The organism is Labrenzia sp. C1B70, from assembly GCF_000475395.1.
GTDB lineage: Bacteria > Pseudomonadota > Alphaproteobacteria > Rhizobiales > Stappiaceae > Roseibium > Roseibium algicola.
Map to the genome: position 1 here is coordinate 1 of NZ_AXCE01000010.1, position 18901 is coordinate 18901.

Sequence of the window (18901 nt, forward strand, 5' to 3'; positions counted from 1 at the left end):
CAAACAAATAACCCCGGCAGATATCCTGACCGGGGTTTTTGTTGGATCACTGCGGGGGCTGGGCGAAAGACCGACGCAGCGGGGCAGAATACTCTCAAAGCCGGCGACAGGCCCAAATAAAAAGCCTGTTCACACAGACGACATCCTGACAGTCCACTAAAACAAGAGCTACGACCGGTTAACCCAAAGGCCTTCTAGAGACTTTGGGCTGTTTCCTCCATCGCCAGAAGGATGGTGGCCGGTTGGTTTGTCCTGTTTTCGAGAGCTCTTGGTTCATTTGGAGACAGGACGCAGGAATCCAGTGGTCCAAGGGTCACCACTTCATTTCCATTGGTGATCGTGACCTGGCCGGAAATGACCACATAGATCTTCTCTTGTGGGGACGCCTTGAGAGACGTGTGGCCTCCAGGAAGAAGATGGGACAGGCCTACCCACATAGAGTGCGTTGACGTTGCCTCCTTTCCCTGAAGACGAAGGCACGCCATCGCGTAGTGTTCCGGCGCCTCATATTGCTGCGCGCTGTCAATGCGGGTTACCTGCATGTGCGTTTCCTACTAAGGCTTGAGGATAACCCGCTCAGGCGTTGCACGCAGAACTGAAGCGTAGGCCTTGGCGGCGTCGTCAAATCCGTAGACGGTTTCCGGATTGATCGGGAAGGGCTTCAGAACACCGGCCTCGAACTTCGGCTTTAGCACGTCGAAGATCTTCGCGCCGTACACACTGTCGAGCGCCAATGTATCGATACCGATGAACTTGTGACGCCCGCGGAAAAACGTGAAGATATCGAAGTCTACCGCCCTGTCGAACGTGGAGATGAAGACCTGACGCCCCTGTTTTGCAAGCGCCTTGTTGGCCATTTCGAAATAGGGGCTTCCGACGGTGTTGAAGACGATATCAGCGCCCCGCCCCCCGGTCTTCTGGCGAACCAGCTCAGCGACGTCCTGAGAAGAGCTGTCGAACATTTCGATGGGTTGCGCACTATGGCCAAGAAATTCCATGGGCTTGTATTCGACACCGAACACTGTTGCACCTGCCATCGTCGCAAGCTGGATTGCAGCCTGTCCGACCTTGCCGTTGGCCCCACAAACCAGGACATTGTCCCATGGCTGGACGCCGCCAGCTTCCCGCAGACCTTCAAAGGCGGTTATGAAGGGAACACCGATCGAGCCGGCTTCTTCCATGCTGAAGTTGACCGGTTTTTCGCGGACGGCGGCCTGTGGCAAGGCCATATACTTGGCGTGAGAACCGTTTTGAGTGATGCCGAGTTCTCCGCCTCCTCCCCAGATTTCCTTGCCGATCAGATGCGCTGGTCCATCAACAACAATGCCTGCAAAATCGCGACCGGGAACTCTTGGCCAAACCGCATGCGGCATATGGCCGAGAGACGCCTTCACGTCTGAAGGATTTACACCAGCTGCCCTGATTTCAACCAGGACCTGACCCGGCCCGTGCTGTGGTATTGCCGGTTCGATCACGTCGATCAGAAGATTGTCCAGATCCGGCGACTTCTCCGTCACCCAAAGGGCCTTGCCGGTGACTGTCTTGCTTTGAACGTTCATGGCTCTTGTCCCCGTCCTTTTCACTTTGTTGCGGCGCGCTTACTGCTGGAGGCCAAGCATTTGCCTGGCTTCGCCTGCAGTGGCGATTTCGCCTCCCAGTTTCTCAATGAAGTCACGGGCTCTGGCGGTCAGTTCGCCATTGCCCTTTGTCCGTTTGCCCTTGCCGATATAGACGGTGTCCTCCATGCCAATGCGCACGTGGCCACCCAGCAGCCAGGCTTGCACCAGCATCGGAAAAGCCCATCGGCCGACACCGAAGCCGGTCCACACCGTGCCCGGCTGCAACATTCGGGAAGCCATGGACATGGCATCCGGAGTTGAAGGCAGGCCGTATTTCACGCCCGTTACAAGCGAACACATGGCGGGACCTTCGATATGTCCGGCCTTCAGAAAATCGTTGGCCATGACGATGTCGCCGGTGTCGAACAGTTCCAGTTCCGGTTTCACACCGCTGTCGCGGATGACTTCAGCCATCACGCGCACATTCCGAGGTGTGTTGATGACCACCTGCGCACCTGAATTCATCGTGTTGAAATCCAGTGTGCAGATGTCCGGACGGATCCTTGCGATATGTTCCACCCGTTTTTCTGGAGGCAGGATCGTCGTTCCCGGGCCGGCGACCGAAGGATCGTCATCGGAGGGGACGAAACGGCCGCCTGGACCGGTCGTCAGGTTGAGGATCAGATCAGTGTTCTTCTGCCTGATCAGCCTGACAACGTCTTCGTACAGGCCGATCTCCATCGATGGCTTTGCCGTCTCCGGATTCCGCACGTGAATGTGGGCAATTGCGGCGCCGGCTTCGGCAGCCTCAAGGCACGCATCGGCAATCTCCTGAGGCGTTGCCGGCAGGTCAGGGTGCTGGTCGCGGGTGGTCAGGTTTCCCGTCACGGCGCAGGTGATGATGGTTTTATGCACCATGGTTCAAAGCCCCCGCCCGGCATCGACAACGATGCGCGTGCCCGTGGAGTGGGTGAGGTAGGCAACGGACGCAAAGATCGCCTTGCCGACATCCTCGGCTTCGACAACCTTTTGCAATGGGGTCGCTGCACCTGCCTTTTCGACCTGTTCCCGTGTTCTGCCTGGAACAAAATCCGTCGCAACCATTCCTGGAGACACTGAGAGGATCCGGACTTCCGGTCCAAGTGCCAGGCCAAGCGTATGGGTCATCGAATCGAGTGCCGCCTTCGCGCCGCAGTAGGCGATGGAAGAACCGAAGCCCTTGAAGGCCGCGATCGAGGACACGTTGATGACGGCACCATCGCCGCTCGCCTTGAGCAGGGAGGCAAAGGCGCGAATGGACGCGAACACCCCCCGGAAATTGGAGGCGAAAACCTCATCGATGATGGTGTCCGTCAGTCCATCCAGATCCTTGTGAGCGACCGGCGTCGTGGTGCCCGCCGAATTCACGAGAATGTCGACCCGTCCAAGTCTGCTCGCGATTTCCTCCTTGAAGGCCTCAATGCTTGGCGTGTCGATGACATCGACTTTCAGCGCAAGATGGCCGTCGCCTTCGAGTGCCGTGACGACTGCCTGCGCCTTGTCTTCGCTGGAGCGATATCCGACGACGACACGCGCGCCCGCCTCTGCGAACAGTTTGGCAGATGCTGCTCCTATTCCGCCGGAGCCGCCGATGACAACGGCGACTTTCCCTTTCAATGACTGGCTCAAGACACTTTCCCCTTGATCGGCGGTTCGGGGAAACGGGGTTCGCCTGGCTTCAGGATGAAGTCGTAGGTGCAGGTGTAGAAGGGGGCGGCAACGTCGGGATATTCGGCTGAAGGTGTTTCCCGGAGTTCCAGATCACCCGCGATCTGTTCCTTCGCACCGAACACAACGTCGTTCACCATCGCTTCGTCCGTATCGGCGAAAATCTGGGTGATGAGTGTCTTGTGTTCAGGCGCGGACACTATGAAATGGACATGCGCCGGACGCATGGGTGTCCGTTTCTGTGCCCTCAACAGGTCTCCCGTAGTGGTGTGAACGGGAACCGGGTAACCGGCCGGTTTCACCGTGCGGATGAGGTAGTTGCCGTTTTCGTCCGAAACAAATTTGCCACGCAGATTGAAGTCGGCCTGGTCCTTGTCCTGGTTCTCGTAGAGTCCATCCGGGGATGCCTGCCAGACATCAAGCGTTGCCCCGGCAATGGGTTCACCATTCACGTCCAGTACACGGCCCTTCAGAACCAGCGGGTCTCCCGATGTGGTCGACCGTGCGATGGTGTCGCCAAACTCGCAGACAGGTGCAGATCCCCGATAGAAGGGGCCAAGCAAGGCTGACATCGTCTCGCCCTGCATGCCGTCATTGTTGATGAGATCGATGAGTGTCGAGGCGCCGAGAACGTCGCAGATGAGAACCGCTTCGTTGTGGGCGTTGTCGGTCTGCTGGCCTATGGCATTGAGGATCTGCAGGCCTTTTTCATATTCGGCTTCGGTCGGACGAACCTCCCGCAGAAAGGCATGCAGGTGCCGGACGAGAGAAGTGATGATTTCCTTGAAACGCGGATCCGATGTCGCCTCCATGGCCGCCAGAACGGCAGGGGTGACATCCTCTTCCTTGCTGATCAGTCTTGTGGTCGTAACGTAGCTGTCCATGACGTTCCCTCAGGCGGACACCGCTGTCGCATGTAAGGCCTGGTCGACCCTGGCTGCTTTCAGGTGCGGGTATTTTTCGGTGAGCAAGGAGCCGTGGTAATAGGTGGCCCTGAAGGCGGGCTCCTTGCGAATGTTATCCAGCCATGCCGCGACCATGGGCTTGTCTGCCCAGGCATCGCCCAGGTTGATGTCGTCCATGCGCACAATGACCGGCATGATGGCGATATCGGCATAGGTGAGGGTCTGTCCCATGATCCAGGGGCCACCTCCTTCCAGCAGCCACTGGTTCATCCGGTCCACGCCCCTGTCCAGGCGTCCCTGCGCCTCGTCCATGTCAGCCTTCGGAAAACCGGTGCGGCCCATTTTCATGAGAAACTCGCGGCGCAACGGCTTGCTGTCGCAAAGCGCCTGAAATTCCTCTGCGCTCATGGCCTGAAAATGCGGCAGGAAGGCAAGATTATAGGATGGCACGCGGATCGCCGGTGTCGGCACTTCATCGATGAAGCGCAACATCGCCCGCATCCTTGCACTGTCATGAGGAGCAGACGGCCGCATCGGGGATGTGTCCGGCAATATGTCTTCCAGATACTCCATGATGACGGCGCTATCGGTCACGGGGACCCCGTCATGCACGAGGGTCGGAACCACGCCATTGGGGTTGATCGCCAGATAATCCGGCTTGAGCTGGTCGCCACTGAAGAGGTCCAGTTTTCTTTCTTCAAATGCCTGTCCCTTTGCGTGAAGGCAGAAACGCACACGCTGCGAGCAGGTGGATTGAGGCGCGTTGTAAAGTACGAAACCCATCGGTAGAGCCTTTCTCTCAGTCCCAGTTCAGGAAGCGGGGCAGGCGGTGTTTCGCTGCCAGGGTTCCGACGATGCCGAGGGGAAAGAACATCAGCGCCAGCGCCATGATCAGGCCGGTTGCCAGGATGTTGAATTCCGAAGAGCCAAGCGTTGCGACGAAGATTTCGTTGAAGGCGACAATCAGGACGGCGCCGATGACCGGGCCCGCGATCGTGCCCTTGCCGCCGAGAATGCACATCAGAACCATGTTCACGCTGACAAGAATGATCAGGAAGATGTTTGGACGGATGTAGGTGAGATATTCACCCCAGATAGCGCCTGCCATGCCGACAAAGGCTGCCGAGATGGCGAAGGCGAGCGTCTTGTAGGTGCGAGTATCGATCCCTGCGCTCTCGGCCTTGATCTCGTCCTTCGAAATGGCGCGCAGCCCGAGGCCGAATTTCGAATGCTTGATCTTGTAGCTGATGAAGACGGTCAGCGCCGCCAGAACGACGAAGGCGTAGTAATACGGCAGCTTGGCCCATTCCACACTGAGGTCGTTGGCAGGTAGGGCGACGCCATTGGCCCCACCGACAAAGTGCCAGTTGTCAAACAGGATGCGGGCAATCATCACCAGCGCCAGCGAGGAAATGATGAAGCTCGGCCCGCGCGTTTTGAGCGTGATACGACCGATCAGATAGCCGACAGCAGCGCAAACGAGGCCTGCCAGAGGTGCCGTCAAAAGCGTCGAGATGCCGAAGCGTGCCAGCAGCATTCCGGCAAAGTAGCCGCCAATGCAGAAGAAGACGTTGTGTCCCAGCGAGATGTAACCGGTGAAACCGCCAAGAATGTTCCAGCCCGATGCCATGACCGCATAGCAGGCCGTGAACAGGATGAGGTGGATCACATAGTTGAAGTTGCCGACAAATTGCAGTGCCGGAACCGCCAGCAAGAGGGCCAGAAGGACGATCGGAAACCAGGTGGCCCGTGTCCTGTCGGCGCGCCGTGCAAGCTTTTCGTTGTGCTCGGCCCGGGCCTGCAGAACGTTGGACGTCTCGTTGAAAGCAAGGGACATTATGCAAGCTCCGGTTTTTCACCGAACAGCCCCTGGGGCCGAACGAGAAGGATGAGAAACAGGGCGAGAAAGAAGGTCATGGTCGACCATGTCGCTCCGACATAGGTGCCGACGAAGGCGGCAATCACGCTCAACAGGAAGGATGCGACGACCGTGCCGAGCAGCGAGCCCATGCCGCCGAGAACCACCAGGGACATGAGGACCGCGATCCACTCCCAGTGTTTTGCCGGAAAGAACGAGAAGACGAAGGAGACAAGGCAGCCAGCAGCCCCGGCGAGACCAATGCCGATTGCGAAGCTGACAAGGGCAACGCGGTTGACATTCACGCCCAGCAGTTCAGCCGCTTCGCGGTTCTGGGTGGTTGCGCGGATGGCGTAGCCGAAACTGGAATACTTCAGGAAAAGCGCCAGCACGGAAATGATGATCAGCGACAGAATGCCAGCATAAAGCTGGCCGGTCGGAATGAAGACATCACCGATAAAGATCGCATCGGTCGCGTAGTCCGGAGACGTCACACGCTGGGTGTTCGAGAAGAACCCACCCAGTGCCCCTTCGACAACCATCGCGATTGCGAAGGTGAGCAGGACCGTCATTTCCGAATATTTGGCCGAGCGTGCTTCCCGTTCGAAAACCAGCTTGTAAAGCACCACACCTATGGCGGCCAGAATGACGATCGCCACGGGCAGCATCATCAAGGGGTCGATGCCGTAGAGCCGGAAACCCCAGTAGGCGACGTAAGCGCCGGCGATGATCAGCACCGGATGCGCCAGGTTTACGATGCGCATGACACCGAATACGAGACTGAGCCCGGATCCCATGAGGGCGAACACACCACCAAGAGCAAGGCCCAGAATGAGAGTTTGAATAATATCAGCCATGGTTGCCCTCCTCAGGCTGCCTTCTTGCCGCCGAGATAAAGGTCCTGTATCCGCGGGTCGCGCAGGACGTCGTCCGCAGGACCGGAAAACAGGGTGCGTCCCAGATCCAGAACGACGCCCTGGTCGGAATTCTTCAATCCCATCAAGGCGTTCTGCTCAACAAGAAGGATCGTGATGCCTTCTGCGGCCATCATCTTCATGATTGAAAACATTTCCTGGACGATCTTTGGCGCCAGTCCGAGCGACGGTTCATCCAGCATGACAATGTCCGGCTTCAGGATCATCGTGCGGGCCATGGCCAGGGTCTGTTGTTGACCTCCCGACATCGTGCCTGCGTGCTGGTCGCGGCGTTCCTTCAGGATCGGGAAGAGCTCCTCGATCTCGTCGATGCGTTTTTCCAGACCGGATTTGTTGCTCATGGAAAAACCGCCCATGCGCATGTTTTCCCGCACGGTCATTTTCGGGAACAGCGCGCGCTCCTGGGGAACGAAACAAATTCCCTTTCGAAGCACCTGGTCCGGGCGAAGGCCCTTGAGGCTTTCGCCCTTGTAGAGAACGTCGCCGTTGCGCACCTTGAGCATGCCGCAGATCGCCTTCAGCAAGGTGGACTTGCCGGCGCCGTTCGGACCGATGATGCAGTGGACCTTGCCGGGTTCGACACGAAGCTCGGCTCCGTCCAGAATTGCCGGGCCGTCGCCGTAACCGGCGGTCACATTGGAAACGTGGAGAAGTTCGCTCATCACGCAGCCTCCTCCAGGACGCCACCAAGATAGGCGTCGAGAACAGCAGGATTTTCGCGGACTTCTTCGGGCTTGCCATCAGCAATGACCTTGCCCTGGGCCATCACCACGATCTTGTGGGACAGGCGCATGATGAGGTCCATGTTGTGCTCCACGATGAGCACCGTGAGGCCCTGTTCGTTCAGCTTTTGTATGTGGCCGATGATTTCCTCAAGCAGCGTCGGATTGACCCCGCCAGCAGGTTCATCGAGCAGAATGATCTTGGGATCGCTCATCAGGAGCGCTGCCAGATCCATCAGTTTCTTCTGTCCGTAGGACAGGTTGGAACCGTCCTCGTAGGCGATCCGCGTAATGCCGAGGAAGTCGAGGATTTCCATCGCCTTCTCGACTTCTTCCGCACCAAGGGCGGGTTTGAAAAGATCCCGCCAACCGCCGATCCTGGATTGGCAGATGACGTTTTCCAGAACCGTCATGTCCGCCAGGTTTCGGCTGATCTGGAACGTGCGGCTCAGGCCCATGCGGGTGATCTTGTGCGGCCGCAGATGTTCGATGCGTTGGCCCTCAAGAAGAACCTTGCCGGCCGAGGGTTCGGTTGTCCGGCTTATGCAGTTGAAGGCGGTGGTCTTGCCCGCGCCATTCGGGCCGATCAGGGCCGTGATGCTGCCTTTGGGAACGGTGAACGAACAGCCGTCGACTGCGCGGATCCCGCCAAAATGCTTGGACAGGTTATCTATTTCGAGCATGGGAACTCGCTTTGCGCTTGGAATGTCAGGAGAGCTTCCCGGGCGCCACGCGCCCGGGACCGGTTCGATCCGTCAGAACGAACCCTTCGGGTAGGTGAGGGCGCTGACGCCTTCAAACTCGTCCGTCGGATAGACAAACTGCAGTTCGCCATCGTTCCACTGGGTCATCAGGAACGGCTTGTCTGCAGGCAGCCCCAGTTCATCCCAGTTGAACCGACCGAGGATCGTGCGAACCGGCTCGTCCCTGGTGCGTTCCGACAACCATTTGCCCATGGCTTCATTGTCGGTTGAACCGGCACCGAGAATTGCCTGCTCGATGCCCTGGCAGACAGCGAAGGGAATGGCAGCGTCTTCATCGGGAACCGCCCCGAATTTTTCCTGATAGGAGGCGACGAAGTCGCTGTTGGAAAACGGTTCGCCGGCCAGCGTCGACTGAAACGGCGCATCCTTGTGCCAGGAGGTATGAACCAGGACGCCTTCTGCACTTGAACCGGTGCCTTCCAGGTATTCAGCCTGTGTTCCCTGGCTGAAATAGACGAGTTTCGGCTCCGCCCGGACTGTCTTGAGTGCGCGTGTCAGCTGGACCGCCTCTTCCGCGGAAGCTGTCAATCCGATGATCAGTTCCGCTCCGGAGCGTTTCACCTGATTGGCAAGGTTGAGCCAGTCGCTGAAACCTTCTTCCGGCCAACGCTCGGAAAAGACAACTTCGATGTTGTTTTCAGCAAGGTATCCCGGTGCGAGGTCGCGCACGAGTGAGCCGTCCGCCGGGTCCATGACCTTCTCGCCCATCAGGCCCGACCAGACACCGTTTGCGAAGAAGTCGTCCGCGGATATCACCGCCGCAGTCTTGGGTGTTTCACCCTCGGGGATCAGGTCCTTGATGATGCCTGCGAGGGAAGCGCCGACATATTCGGCGGCATTCGGCTGGAAATAGAAGATGTTCTTGTGACCCTGCGTATAGATGCGCAGGGCGCCACCGGCCGGCAACGGGTGAACCATGTTGTTCTTTGCCAGAATGCTGGCGACAGGGAAGGACAGACGCGAGGAAAAGGTTCCGTATACCGCCTCCACGCCGTCGACATTGATGAAGCGTTCGTACTGGTTGATGGCAGTTGCCGGGTCGGATCTGTTATCGGAAACAAGCAGCTCGACCTGGCGACCCATGATGCCGCCGCGCTCGTTAATGAGATCGACACACAGTTCATAGCCTTGCTGGTGTTTTTGTCCGGCAATCGAAAAACCACCGGTCAAGGGCAGGCTGGCGCCGATCTTGAGCGGATCAGCCGCCTGAGCCATTCCGGTATAGCCAGATGCAAGCATGCTGGCAGACACAAGAGCTGCCACCGTCCAATTAATGCGTTTCATCTTTTTCCTCCCTGAAGATGAGATCAGATCCTTTTCGGTAGATCTGCGGTGGAGCCCTCCCAAGCCCTTGCACCATACCGTAGCTATTCGTCGTGCCCCTTGCTCACGTTCGAGATCGGGGCGGTATTCACATCACCTCATGCATTTCAGCAATCGAACTTAATCGTGCAATCGATTGCACAGATATTCGCAATAATATGCGCGACGAAAATCGTCACGCTCTGATCCGGATGTGCCGGACAGGAAAAGTCTGACTCCCTCCCAAATCATCGATAGCGCCCGAAACACGTGTCGTGTTTCAGAGCGTTGGGCCGACGCCTCTCCCAAGGCTGACAGTCCCAAATCGAAGCACAGATCTTTCGCTCGTCCAACCCGCTTCGGGTTTGCCCTCGCCACAATGATGGAACCGCACGTACCGGTGCGGTGCCCATTTCGGGCAAGTCGCAGAACGCGAAATCCAAATCTCTGCAATCGATTGCATAATCGGTAACACGATCACAAACGAGGTGTCAACAGTTTTATGCAATCGATTGCGAAGAGGGCTCCATCCCGCTATATGGAGGGTGGGAGGACGCAAAGATGAGCCGACGGCCGACACTGAAGGATATAGCCCGGGAAACAGGTGTTCATGTTTCTACGGTTTCCCGTGCGCTTGATCCGCAAAAGCGCAGTTCGCTGACCGAAGAAATTGTCGTGAAGATCCGTCAAGCGGCCGACAGGCTGGGGTATCGGCCCAACCGGATTGCTTTCAGCTTGCGCAAGCAGAAGTCGATGACGGTCGGGGTGATGATCCCGGATATCACCAACATGATTTTCCCGCCGATCGTTCGCGGCATCGAAAGTGTGATGGAGCCGCTGGGTTATGCTTCCATCATCGTCAACACCGATGGTGACAGTGACCGGGAGCGCCGATTGACCGAGACGCTCCAGGAGCGCGGCGTGGATGGCATAATCCATACGGCTGTGTTGCGTAGCGATCCCAATATCGTGGAAGCGGCGCGCCAGGGTCTTCCGGTTGTCACGCTGAACCGAAAGGTCGAAGAAGCCGAGATCCCTTATGTGATCAACGACGAGGAAGCCGGGATCCGCATGATTTTTGATCATCTTCATGATCATGGTCACAGGCGAATTGCGCATCTTGCCGGACCTCGGGACTTGTCGACCGGACTGCTGCGTCGTGAAGCGTTCTGCTCGGTTGCCCGGGACTACGGACTTTCAGCCGATGCACTTGTCATCGAGGAAGCCTGCCGTTTCGAGGAGGAGGAAGGCCGCCGTTGCGCGAAAGAGATATTGAGCCGGTCACCGGAGACAACCGCAATTCTGTGCGCCAATGACAGGCTGGCCCTCGGGGCCATGGATTATTGCGCCAGAAACGGGCATCCGTGCCCCGACAAGATTTCCATCACCGGCTTCAACGACATGCCGTTCCTGGATCTCATTCCGCCTGGCCTCACAACAGTGCGCATAGAACAGTTTGATGCAGGGGCCACCGCTGCCAGGCTGCTGGTTCAGATGATTGACGGCTGTGACGGCAAGGTTCCAAGGGAAACAGTTCTCCCGGTCAGCCTGAAATGCCGAAACAGCGTCCTTCGGATAGAAACCGACCATTAGAGGGCGCTTGACTTCTGCTGGCCGGGCGATTGTTGCTCAGCACTCTCAAGTGCGCCGTCATCCGGCCCTGGGGTGAAGAACAGTCACCCCAAAAGACTACCAACCAGGCACACCATTCCCTTGGGACGACACTCGTGACAGTGCCTGTCAGCTTCATTTTGGACGATCGGGGTGCTCTGATCGCGAGCCTGGTTTGCTTGAGCCCGCATTTCACTGTTGGCTCCTTCCATTTGGTGTGCCCGATCGACGAGTTCAGAATGTGGTCGCTGAGCCAGATCGTTGATGTTCTTTCGGTTCTTTCGCATTCGTTGCCGGACCGTACAGCCGCGTAAACGTTCAGTGCCTGGCTAGTGGCACTCATTCATTCGTCTTTTCAGATACTTACGAAAGTGACCGATCCGGCAACCCGATGGTTGCTGGATCGTCCTGCTTCTTTCAAACGCCGGTTCGAGCCGCGGTTGGGCAGCCGCAGCTTCTGCTCTCGGCGACAAGGCTTCCCAAAAACACTGTAGTCAAGCGTCCCTTGAATAAATTAGTTCATAATGTGATTGTTATTATTGGATATGTTGAATATATATCCACAATATGAACTTTTTGAATTGGATGTCTGAGCAGGGGGAGATGCATCAGTGTTAAAAGACAGGAGCCTTCTCTGCGAAAGCGTCCGTATTGGAGACGGCATCTATGAAGCGGGTGTTGAGGGCCTTACCGTCACGAACCCGGCGACCAGCGCGTGCCTCGGCAATGTTCCCAACCTTGGGGGCGCCGAGACAGAGTTGGCCATCAGACATGCCAGAGAGGCACAGGCCGATTGGGCCGCACAGCCTGCGAAGGCACGGGCCGAGGTGCTTCAGCGCTGGTTTGCGTTGATTGTCGAGAACGCTGACGATCTGGCGCGCATCATCACCCTGGAACAGGGCAAGCCTTTGAAAGAGGCGAAAGGGGAAGTCCTCTATGGTGCCTCCTATGTCGAATGGTATGCCGAGGAAGCGCGCCGCATATACGGCGAGACGATACCTGCGACGTCCCGGGACAAGCGCCTCCTGGTGATCAGGCAGCCTGTTGGTGTGGTTGCGGCGATCACCCCCTGGAACTTTCCGAATGCGATGATCACAAGAAAGGTTGCACCGGCATTGGCTGCCGGGTGCGCAATCATCGTCAAGCCCGCCGAGCAAACGCCTTTTTCAGCCCTTGCGCTGGCGACGCTCGCCGAGCGTGCAGGTGTTCCGCCTGGTCTCTTCACGGTGATCACGGGGGACGCGCGCAGGATTGGCGCAGCGATGACCTCCAGTCCCTTCGTGCGCAAGCTGTCCTTTACCGGCTCAACGGACGTTGGCAAGTTGCTGATGCGGCAGTGCGCCGACACCGTCAAGAAGATCTCGCTGGAACTCGGCGGCAATGCGCCTTTCATCGTCTTCGATGATGCCGATGTGGAAGCCGCCGTCGAAGGGGCTGTGGTGGCCAAATTCCGCAACAGCGGCCAGACCTGCGTTTGCGCCAATCGCATCTATGTGCAGTCGGGTGTTCACGACGCATTCGTTGCCGCCCTGGTGAAGCGGATGCGGACCATGAAGGTCGGCGATGGGCAGGCTGATGATACGGACCTTGGTCCGCTGATTGACGTTTCAGCGATAGACAAGGTCCAGGCGCATATCTCGGATGCCATTGCCAATGGTGCCAGGATTGAACTGGGTGGAACGCATCATTCCCTTGGTGGCACCTTTTTTCAGCCGACCGTTCTGACGGGTGTGCGCCATGAGATGCGCATCGCACGTGAAGAGACCTTCGGGCCTGTGGCGCCAGTCTTCCGTTTCGACACGGAAGAAGAAGTGATCGCGCTTGCCAACGACAGCGAATACGGGCTCGCAGCCTACTTCTTTACACGCGACCTCGCGCGCAGTTGGCGGGTCGGCGAGCGTCTCGAGTACGGCATGGTCGGCATAAACACGGGCCTGATCTCCACTGCCGAAGCACCGTTCGGCGGCATTAAGCAATCCGGCCTGGGACGGGAGGGATCCCGCCTCGGCCTGGATGAATACCTGGAAGCCAAATACCTGTGTGTTGGCGGAATCGATGAAGGAAATTGACATGACGGCATATGAGCCAGCCATTGCAGCGTTTCGGGCAGAAGGTGCCCTGCGTTATGGCGTCCTGACAGGCGATGATCTGGTGGACGTGACCGACAATCTGGAAGCCCGGTTCAGCAATCTTCTGGACGTTGTTGCCGCCGGCGCCCTGCCGGAACTGGTCAAGGCCGGCGAGGGGCGTCCGGTGAGCTATCGGGCGTCAGATGTCGCCTTCCAGATTCCGATCGCCGCTCCCCAGAAGATCATCTGCGTCGGGGTGAACTACCCGGACAGGAACGCAGAGTACAAGGACGGCCAGGCACAACAGATGCGGCCCTCGCTTTTTCCGCGGTTTGCGAGCGGGTTCACCGGTCATGGCCAGCCACTGATCCGGCCACCGGAAAGCGATCAGCTGGACTATGAAGGCGAGATTGCGATCGTCATCGGAAAAGCCGGCCGTCGCATTCCGCGCGAGACGGCATTCGACCATATTGCCGCGATTACCCTTTGCAACGAGGGAACGATCCGCGACTGGACGCGCCATGCGAAATTCAACGTGACGCAGGGCAAGAACTGGGAAAGGACCGGCAGCATCGGCCCGGCTCTCGTCCCGCTGCATATCCCGGCCCAATTGCAGGATGTTGCTCTTGTAACCCGCGTCAACGGTGAGGTTCGCCAGCAGGACCGGACGTCGAGAATGATTTTCGACTTCCCCTATATCGTCAATTACGTTTCGACATTTGCGCAGCTGATGCCTGGCGACATTCTGGTCTGTGGCACTCCGACAGGTGCCGGCGCAAGGATGGAGCCCCCTTGCTGGTTGAAGCCGGGTGATATTGTGGAAGTCGAAGCCGAAGGGATCGGTATCCTGCGCAACGGCATTGAGGACGAAAAATGCTGAGTGCCGCGCAGGTGCAGGACGTGGCGGCCGAGCTTCTGGAAGCGGAAGCAACCCGGCAACAGACTGGCCTTCTCAGCGTGCGTTACCCGGACATCTCGCTGGATGATGCCTATGCCATACAGGGGGCGCAACTTGCGACCAAACTGGCAGCCGGGCGGCGCATCCTGGGGTGGAAAATCGGCCTGACATCCAAGGTCATGCAGAATGCACTCGGTATCGATACGCCGGATTCGGGCGTGCTTTATGACGACATGCTGTTCCCGGATGGCGGGCAGGTGCCACGCGGCCGATTTATCGAACCGCGCGTGGAAGCCGAGATAGCGTTTGTGATGAAGGCGCCAATCGATGGCAACGTCTCCCGTGAAGATGTGATCGCGGCGACGGATTATGTCAGCCCCGCGCTTGAAATCCTGGACACCCGCATCTTGCGTGCTGATCCGGAGACGGGAACGCGCCGGCGCATCTTCGACACCGTGGCGGACAATGCCGCCAATGCGGGCGTGGTTCTGGGAGCCCAACGGCATGACCCCGGCGACGTGGATCTTCGCTGGGTTGGGGCTATCGTCGAACAGGATGGTGAGGTCACGGCCACCGGTCTTGGTGCGGCTGTCTTGAACGACCCCGTTATGGGGCTCGTCTGGCTTGCCCGGCGGATGGCCAGCTACGGCCACCGCATCGAACCCGGCCAGATCGTCCTGACGGGATCGTTTATCGGCCCCATCGAATGTCCACCCGGCACGGCGATCCGGGCCGACTTCGGACCGTTCGGCGCCGTCTCCACCAGATTTGCGTGATCGTCATGACCTTAGCGAAAAACCTCTTCAAGGCGCGGCTTGCAAAGCCGGAGACCCAGATTGGCCTTTGGATGGCGCTGGCACATCCCGGCGCCGCGGAAATTTGCGCAGGAGCCGGGTTCGACTGGCTCGTCATCGATGCCGAACACGGACCGAACGGGCTTGCCGAAATCATGGCGCAGCTGCGGGTTCTCTCCGGCAGCAGCCATCCGGTGGTTCGTGTCCGTGAGAATGACCGTGCCCTGATCAAGCAGATGCTGGATATCGGGGCGCAGACAATTCTGGTGCCGATGATCGAAACGGCAGCGGAGGCGCAGGAAGCCGTGGGCTCTGTTCGTTATCCGCCGGAGGGGGCGCGCGGTGTCGGCGCGGCCCTGGCAAGGGCATCGGACTATGGTCGCATCACCGACTATCTGCACACGGCAAACAAGCAGGTGTGTCTGCTTGTGCAGGTCGAAAGCTGCAAGGGCATCGATGCGCTGGACGAGATACTGGCGGTTGAAGGTGTCGATGGCGTCTTTGTCGGGCCAGCGGATCTGGCCGCGGACATGGGCTATGTCGGCAAGCCCGAAGCGGCTCCGGTACAGGCGGTCGTGGTTGAGGCCCTGTCGCGGATCAGGGCCGCGGGAAAGCCTGCCGGTATCCTGACGTCCAATCGTGAACTTGCGCATCGTTATGCGCTCATGGGTGTCGAGTTTCTGGCCGTTGGGGCTGATATTGGTGTCTTTGCCCGCGGTCTTGCGGAGTTGAGGCAGGCGTTTCCCTGACCATTTCCCGGTTACGGCCGGGTGTGTCCATATTATGAACAGGCAGGCCCGTTGCGCGAAAGCGCGGCGGGCCTTTGTTTTTGGCTGTTTTCTGCGGCTGAGGCGGCTCGAAATCATCGGGAAATAACTTATTGACTTTGAAAAAAGCCATAATATGATCTTTATCAAATAAAGAGTTCAAAAAATGATCATATTATGATCAGTCAAAAATGAGAGGTTCATAATGACGACACTTTCGGCAGGCGCACGGTTCCGGCAGGCCTTGAAGGAAGAAAATCCGCTTCAGGTCATGGGGTCGATCAACGCCTACACGGCGATGATGGCAGAGCGCGTGGGCTACAAGGCTCTTTATCTTGCCGGTGCAGGCGTCGCGAACGCATCCTACGGGCTTCCCGATCTCGGCATCACGAACCTGAGTGACGTGCTGACGGATCTCCGCCGCGTTACGGATGCAAGCAGTCTGCCGGTCCTGGTTGATGTCGATACCGGCTTCGGCGGTGCCTTCACCATCGCGCGCCTTGTGCGCGGCCTGATCAAGGACGGCGCCGGTGCCATGCACATGGAAGATCAGGTTCAGCTCAAGCGGTGCGGTCACCGTCCGGGCAAGGAGATCGTTTCCAAGCAGGAGATGGTTGACCGCGTCAAGGCAGCCGTGGATGCAAAGACCGACGATCAGTTCTTCATTGTTGCCCGCACGGATGCGCTGGCCATCGAGGGCCTGAACGGTGCGATCGACCGGGCCTGTGCCTACGTCGAGGCAGGCGCCGACATGATCTTCGCAGAAGCCTGTACGGAATTGTCGCAGTACAAGGCCTTCGTCGATGCGCTCGACACGCCGTATCCGGTTCTTGCCAACATTACCGAGTTTTCCAAGACGCCGAACTTCACTCTGGACGAGCTGCGCAGCGTCGGTGTTTCAGCGGCGCTCTACCCCTTGTCTGCGAATCGCGCAATGAACGCGGCAGCCCTGAAGGTTTACAAGCATATTCGTGAGGTCGGATCGGCGACCGGTGTGCTGGATATCATGCAGAAGCGCGAGGAACTCTACGACTTCCTGAACTACCACGACTACGAAAGGAAGATCGACGAGTTGTTCCAAAGTCGGAAGTAATTGAGCAAAGGGAGGAAAGAATGCTCACCAAGAGAACTTTGTTGTCAATCGCAGCGGGCGCCTTGGCGCTCACAGTGGCGGCTCCGGTTATCGCGCAGGACGCGTTTCCGGAGAAGCCGGTCCGCCTGATTGTGCCGTATTCGCCTGGAGGGGGGACAGACACTACGGCCCGGATTGTTGCCGACAACATGAAGGAGTATCTGGGGCAGCCTGTCGTCGTCGAAAACCGTCCGGGTGCGTCCGGAACGGTCGGCACGCTTCTGGCGAAACAGGCAGAAGCTGACGGGTATACCATTCTGTTCGGTATCCAGGCGACGCTTGCGCTGAACCCGTCGCTTTTCAAGTCGGCGACCTACAACTCGAAAGAAGACTTCTCGGGGATCGCGGTGATCTCCGAGTCGCCCTATGTGGTCACGGTGCCGGGGGATTCCGAAATCTCCGACTATGAAGGCTTTGCCGCGGCCGCCACGGAAAACCTGACCATGGCAAACGGAGGCAGCGCGGCGCTTCTGGCAGCGCGTTTGCTGGCCCGGCAGGCGGATCTCAGCTTCACCAATATTCCCTATTCAGGTTCCGGAGATGCAATTTCCGATATCCTGGCCGGCCGTGTGAATGCGATGATCAGCAGTCCTGTTTCGGTCCTGCCGCATGTTGAGAGCGGTGCCTTGAAGCCGATCCTCGTCACGAGCACGGACCGTTACGCCGCGCTGCCCGACACGCCAACGGCAGACGAACTCGGCTTCGACGGTTTCAACGTGGTTGGGTGGTACAGTGTCGTTGCTCCGGCTGGTGTCCCCCAGGAGCGTCTGGACGTTCTGAGCGATGCCTTCAACAAGACCATTGCCAATCCGGACGTGCAGGCGAAACTCGAAAGCATCGGTGTAACGCCGTCCCGGCGTGGCCTGGATTCTGCGGCGACGACAGAATTCATCGCCTCCGAGGTCGACCTGTGGGGCCAGGAAATCAAGGACGCCGGCATCGAGCCGAAGTGACCTTTCCCTGAACTTCCATTTCGCAACAATTGAACCTACCGGGCGAGCTTCGGCTCGCCCTTTCAAGGATGGAACCATGCCGCACGCCTGGATCGAATATTCCGGTAATATTGCAGATCAGACCGAGGTCGAAACTTTTGGCCGCTGTGTCCACGCCGCCATGACGGAAGCCGGTATCTTCCCGATCGCGGGTATCCGCATCCGCATCACACGCATTGACGATTGCCTGGTCGGTGACATGAACCCGGACAACGGGTTTGTCCACTTGTCCCTTCGCATCGGTGAAGGCAGGGATGCGCAGACCAAACAGGAAGCGGCAGACTTGATCTTTGATCGGACTTCGTCGCATCTGAAGCCTCTCGCTGACCGTGCCCGGCTTGCATACGCAATGGAAATGCAAGAGATCCCGAGTGCTTACAGTTACAAGATGAACAACCTGCACAAACACTTGAAAGCCAGCTGACGGTTTTCTGGAGGATGGGATGAAGGCTCTCTTCAAGGCTCAGGACGGGCTGCTGGTCGCGCTCGTAGGTGCAATTTTCCTCTACGCTTCCCGCGATCTCGACATGGGCGTGCCGCGCAACATGGGGCCGGGAATGTTCCCGGTCGTCTTGAGTGCCTTGACGATTGTCTTCGGATTGCTGATCGCGGTCGTCAACGTCGTTCGTGACGTCACCCTTCCAGGGCAATTCCCCTGGCTCGGCCTCTGCGGGGTCGTTGCCTCCATCGCACTCTACGCTCTGCTGATCGAACGGCTCGGCATCGCACTCACCACCTTGTGTGCGATCTCGGTGCTGGCGCTCGTCATTCCGCGCATGAAATGGCTGGAAACGGTGCTGCTCTCCATCGGCGTTTCTGCCTTCCTGTGGCTCACATTCGTTCTGGGCCTCGGCATGCCTCTCAGGCTTTTCCCCGGGTTCTGATC

At 58.3% G+C, this 18901-nt stretch carries 20 protein-coding genes; 9 read left to right on the plus strand and 11 right to left on the minus strand.

Annotated features, from left to right (window positions below; all coding sequences use genetic code 11):
* Positions 1 to 194 precede the first annotated feature (194 nt).
* The 11 genes from Q666_RS0133170 to Q666_RS45980 all read right to left on the minus strand — a co-directional run bounded on the left by Q666_RS0133170 (position 195) and on the right by Q666_RS45980 (position 9734).
* Positions 195 to 542, minus strand: a complete 348-nt coding sequence (locus Q666_RS0133170; protein WP_031270608.1) for a cupin domain-containing protein — start codon at positions 540 to 542, stop codon at positions 195 to 197.
* 12 nt (positions 543 to 554) lie between these two features.
* Entirely contained in the window at positions 555 to 1559 is a 1005-nt protein-coding gene (locus Q666_RS45935; RefSeq protein ID WP_023003768.1) for a zinc-binding alcohol dehydrogenase family protein, read from the minus strand.
* A gap of 39 nt (positions 1560 to 1598) precedes the next feature.
* Positions 1599 to 2477, minus strand: coding sequence for a 3-keto-5-aminohexanoate cleavage protein (locus Q666_RS45940; RefSeq protein ID WP_023003767.1), 879 nt, complete (start codon positions 2475 to 2477; stop codon positions 1599 to 1601).
* A 3-nt stretch (positions 2478 to 2480) separates the two neighbouring features.
* Positions 2481 to 3227 carry an SDR family oxidoreductase gene (locus Q666_RS45945; protein ID WP_023003766.1) on the minus strand — a complete coding sequence of 249 codons (747 nt, stop codon included), beginning with the start codon at positions 3225 to 3227 and terminating at the stop codon, positions 2481 to 2483.
* On the minus strand, positions 3224 to 4150 hold the full coding sequence (locus Q666_RS45950; protein WP_023003765.1) for a dioxygenase: 927 nt from the start codon (positions 4148 to 4150) through the stop codon (positions 3224 to 3226). Before Q666_RS45950 ends, Q666_RS45945 begins: the two co-directional genes overlap by 4 nt.
* A 9-nt stretch (positions 4151 to 4159) precedes the next feature.
* The gene (locus tag Q666_RS45955; protein WP_023003764.1) at positions 4160 to 4954 is read right to left on the minus strand and encodes a glutathione S-transferase family protein; all 795 of its coding nucleotides are present in this window, start codon (positions 4952 to 4954) and stop codon (positions 4160 to 4162) included.
* A gap of 16 nt (positions 4955 to 4970) precedes the next feature.
* The gene (locus Q666_RS45960) at positions 4971 to 6008 is read right to left on the minus strand and encodes a branched-chain amino acid ABC transporter permease (protein WP_023003763.1); all 1038 of its coding nucleotides are present in this window, start codon (positions 6006 to 6008) and stop codon (positions 4971 to 4973) included.
* Positions 6008 to 6886 carry a branched-chain amino acid ABC transporter permease gene (locus Q666_RS45965; protein WP_023003762.1) on the minus strand — a complete coding sequence of 293 codons (879 nt, stop codon included), beginning with the start codon at positions 6884 to 6886 and terminating at the stop codon, positions 6008 to 6010. Before Q666_RS45965 ends, Q666_RS45960 begins: the two co-directional genes overlap by 1 nt.
* 11 nt (positions 6887 to 6897) lie before the next feature.
* Positions 6898 to 7626: an ABC transporter ATP-binding protein gene (locus tag Q666_RS45970; RefSeq protein WP_023003761.1), complete on the minus strand. Its 729-nt coding sequence runs from the start codon at positions 7624 to 7626 to the stop codon at positions 6898 to 6900.
* Positions 7626 to 8369, minus strand: coding sequence for an ABC transporter ATP-binding protein (locus Q666_RS45975; protein WP_023003760.1), 744 nt, complete (start codon positions 8367 to 8369; stop codon positions 7626 to 7628). The genes Q666_RS45970 and Q666_RS45975 overlap by 1 nt, the downstream gene beginning before the upstream one ends.
* Positions 8370 to 8441: 72 nt before the next feature.
* Positions 8442 to 9734 (minus strand): amino acid ABC transporter substrate-binding protein, encoded by a 1293-nt coding sequence (locus Q666_RS45980; RefSeq protein WP_023003759.1) that lies wholly within the window; start codon positions 9732 to 9734, stop codon positions 8442 to 8444.
* A 579-nt stretch (positions 9735 to 10313) separates the two neighbouring features.
* Between Q666_RS45980 and Q666_RS45985 the strand changes: the two genes are divergently transcribed.
* The 9 genes from Q666_RS45985 to Q666_RS46030 all read left to right on the plus strand — a co-directional run bounded on the left by Q666_RS45985 (position 10314) and on the right by Q666_RS46030 (position 18899).
* Complete coding sequence (locus tag Q666_RS45985; protein ID WP_023003758.1) at positions 10314 to 11345, plus strand: LacI family DNA-binding transcriptional regulator; 1032 nt, start codon at positions 10314 to 10316, stop codon at positions 11343 to 11345.
* A gap of 629 nt (positions 11346 to 11974) precedes the next feature.
* The gene (locus tag Q666_RS45995; RefSeq protein ID WP_023003755.1) at positions 11975 to 13432 is read left to right on the plus strand and encodes an NAD-dependent succinate-semialdehyde dehydrogenase; all 1458 of its coding nucleotides are present in this window, start codon (positions 11975 to 11977) and stop codon (positions 13430 to 13432) included.
* Between the two features lies 1 nt (position 13433).
* A complete protein-coding gene (locus Q666_RS46000) occupies positions 13434 to 14312 on the plus strand; it encodes a fumarylacetoacetate hydrolase family protein (protein WP_051990113.1) in 879 nt (292 codons plus the stop codon).
* Positions 14306 to 15106, plus strand: a complete 801-nt coding sequence (gene hpaH / locus Q666_RS46005) for a 2-oxo-hept-4-ene-1,7-dioate hydratase (protein ID WP_023003750.1) — start codon at positions 14306 to 14308, stop codon at positions 15104 to 15106. Before Q666_RS46000 ends, hpaH begins: the two co-directional genes overlap by 7 nt.
* Positions 15107 to 15111: 5 nt before the next feature.
* Positions 15112 to 15873: an HpcH/HpaI aldolase/citrate lyase family protein gene (locus Q666_RS46010; RefSeq protein WP_031270598.1), complete on the plus strand. Its 762-nt coding sequence runs from the start codon at positions 15112 to 15114 to the stop codon at positions 15871 to 15873.
* 223 nt (positions 15874 to 16096) lie between these two features.
* Positions 16097 to 16984 carry a methylisocitrate lyase gene (gene prpB / locus Q666_RS46015; protein ID WP_023003744.1) on the plus strand — a complete coding sequence of 296 codons (888 nt, stop codon included), beginning with the start codon at positions 16097 to 16099 and terminating at the stop codon, positions 16982 to 16984.
* Between the two features lie 20 nt (positions 16985 to 17004).
* Positions 17005 to 17976, plus strand: coding sequence for a tripartite tricarboxylate transporter substrate binding protein (locus tag Q666_RS46020; RefSeq protein ID WP_023003742.1), 972 nt, complete (start codon positions 17005 to 17007; stop codon positions 17974 to 17976).
* Positions 17977 to 18052: 76 nt separating this feature from the next.
* A complete protein-coding gene (locus Q666_RS46025) occupies positions 18053 to 18439 on the plus strand; it encodes a 5-carboxymethyl-2-hydroxymuconate Delta-isomerase (RefSeq protein ID WP_023003740.1) in 387 nt (128 codons plus the stop codon).
* Positions 18440 to 18458: 19 nt separating this feature from the next.
* A complete protein-coding gene (locus tag Q666_RS46030) occupies positions 18459 to 18899 on the plus strand; it encodes a tripartite tricarboxylate transporter TctB family protein (RefSeq protein ID WP_023003738.1) in 441 nt (146 codons plus the stop codon).
* The last annotated feature ends 2 nt before the right edge of the window (positions 18900 to 18901 follow it).

Bases quoted from the DNA above. Each gene is read 5' to 3' on its own strand.
- Q666_RS45950 (WP_023003765.1), bottom strand. From the start codon at position 4,150: ATGGACAGCTACGTTACGACCACAAGACTGATCAGCAAGGAAGAGGAT.
- Q666_RS45980 (WP_023003759.1), bottom strand. From the start codon at position 9,734: ATGAAACGCATTAATTGGACGGTGGCAGCTCTTGTGTCTGCCAGCATG.
- Q666_RS45955 (WP_023003764.1), bottom strand. From the start codon at position 4,954: ATGGGTTTCGTACTTTACAACGCGCCTCAATCCACCTGCTCGCAGCGT.
- Q666_RS45940 (WP_023003767.1), bottom strand. From the start codon at position 2,477: ATGGTGCATAAAACCATCATCACCTGCGCCGTGACGGGAAACCTGACC.
- Q666_RS45975 (WP_023003760.1), bottom strand. From the start codon at position 8,369: ATGCTCGAAATAGATAACCTGTCCAAGCATTTTGGCGGGATCCGCGCA.
- Q666_RS0133170 (WP_031270608.1), bottom strand. From the start codon at position 542: ATGCAGGTAACCCGCATTGACAGCGCGCAGCAATATGAGGCGCCGGAA.
- Q666_RS46030 (WP_023003738.1), top strand. From the start codon at position 18,459: ATGAAGGCTCTCTTCAAGGCTCAGGACGGGCTGCTGGTCGCGCTCGTA.
- Q666_RS46000 (WP_051990113.1), top strand. From the start codon at position 13,434: ATGACGGCATATGAGCCAGCCATTGCAGCGTTTCGGGCAGAAGGTGCC.
- Q666_RS45965 (WP_023003762.1), bottom strand. From the start codon at position 6,886: ATGGCTGATATTATTCAAACTCTCATTCTGGGCCTTGCTCTTGGTGGT.
- hpaH (WP_023003750.1), top strand. From the start codon at position 14,306: ATGCTGAGTGCCGCGCAGGTGCAGGACGTGGCGGCCGAGCTTCTGGAA.
- Q666_RS46010 (WP_031270598.1), top strand. From the start codon at position 15,112: ATGACCTTAGCGAAAAACCTCTTCAAGGCGCGGCTTGCAAAGCCGGAG.
- Q666_RS46025 (WP_023003740.1), top strand. From the start codon at position 18,053: ATGCCGCACGCCTGGATCGAATATTCCGGTAATATTGCAGATCAGACC.
- Q666_RS45985 (WP_023003758.1), top strand. From the start codon at position 10,314: ATGAGCCGACGGCCGACACTGAAGGATATAGCCCGGGAAACAGGTGTT.
- Q666_RS46020 (WP_023003742.1), top strand. From the start codon at position 17,005: ATGCTCACCAAGAGAACTTTGTTGTCAATCGCAGCGGGCGCCTTGGCG.
- Q666_RS45960 (WP_023003763.1), bottom strand. From the start codon at position 6,008: ATGTCCCTTGCTTTCAACGAGACGTCCAACGTTCTGCAGGCCCGGGCC.
- Q666_RS45935 (WP_023003768.1), bottom strand. From the start codon at position 1,559: ATGAACGTTCAAAGCAAGACAGTCACCGGCAAGGCCCTTTGGGTGACG.
- prpB (WP_023003744.1), top strand. From the start codon at position 16,097: ATGACGACACTTTCGGCAGGCGCACGGTTCCGGCAGGCCTTGAAGGAA.
- Q666_RS45970 (WP_023003761.1), bottom strand. From the start codon at position 7,626: ATGAGCGAACTTCTCCACGTTTCCAATGTGACCGCCGGTTACGGCGAC.